Annotated in this window: 2 protein-coding genes; both read right to left on the bottom strand. The window is 60.3% G+C overall.

What is annotated here, in order from left to right; genetic code table 11:
- On the bottom strand, nucleotides 1–210 hold a 210-nt coding region (locus tag AB4Z32_RS27465; RefSeq protein ID WP_442124985.1), incomplete at its 3' end, for a hypothetical protein.
- A gap of 358 nt (nucleotides 211–568) precedes the next feature.
- Entirely contained in the window at nucleotides 569–814 is a 246-nt protein-coding gene (locus AB4Z32_RS27460) for a hypothetical protein (RefSeq protein ID WP_442124984.1), read from the bottom strand.
- Between the last annotated feature and the right edge of the window lie 71 nt (nucleotides 815–885).

The following is an 885-nucleotide window of genomic DNA, read 5'->3' as shown; positions in this document are numbered from 1 at the left end:
GGCCGAGCCGTTGGCGGTGGCAGTCATCACGTTCTGGACCTGGCCCAGGGTTTGGGCGGCGTTGATCGACGAGTTGGACGTCGGCGCATAAGTGATGTCGCCGAAGGAGTACGAGGGCGATGCGAACTTGAAGCCGCCGCGGACGGCAGCCATGGCTGCGCGGTCCAGTTTGTCGGTGTGGGCCAGGTCGGTGATGATCAGGGTTTTCATGGTAAATCTCCTTGGATGTCGGTTGGTTGGTTGAGGCATTTGATTTGCGCTCGATGGACTATCAGCAGGATGCGTGCCAGCTTCTTCGTGGTGCCGCGAAATTTAGCGTAGGTCGTTGAAAATAAAGGAGATTGTCTTGATCTTCCCAGCCGTTCACGGCATCGCGAAAACGGCGGCAGGCTTCGCCGGTGATGGCCCGGACCCAACACTTTTCTGGGCCTGTTCGGCGCGGACCGACAGGGAGAGTTTGGCGGCATGGCCGCCGTCGACAGGGAGAGGGGAGGGATGGGTTAACGGACTTCATCCCGCTGCCGGGATTGAATCCGGCAGCGGGATGAAAGAACAGCAGGGAGAAGGTTCAGAAGGTGAGCTTGTTTTCGCCCTTCAGTGCGGCGGCCACATCGATATCGGGGCCGCGGAACCCGGCGCCGATGACGCCGTTGTTGTTGAGGACATTCACGCCGATCTGCTGGAACTGTGCAAGCTGCTGGTTCACATTGACGTTGACGTCCTTGCCGAAGGTGTAGCCGCCGCGGACCGCCGACATGGCCTGGCCGTCGATCGTGGCGCTGTGCGCCAGGTCGTGGATTGCGATGGATGACATGGGTCTCTCCTTCTCAGCCGACGATCTTGTTCTGGCCGTTCTGGTGCACGTTGCTGTGCACGCTGACGACG

The organism is Massilia sp. 2TAF26, from assembly GCF_052115005.1.
In the GTDB taxonomy this organism is placed as follows: Bacteria; Pseudomonadota; Gammaproteobacteria; order Burkholderiales; family Burkholderiaceae_D; genus Telluria.
The sequence above is the reverse complement of the archived record's forward strand: the minus strand, read 5'-3'. Positions and strand labels throughout refer to the sequence as shown.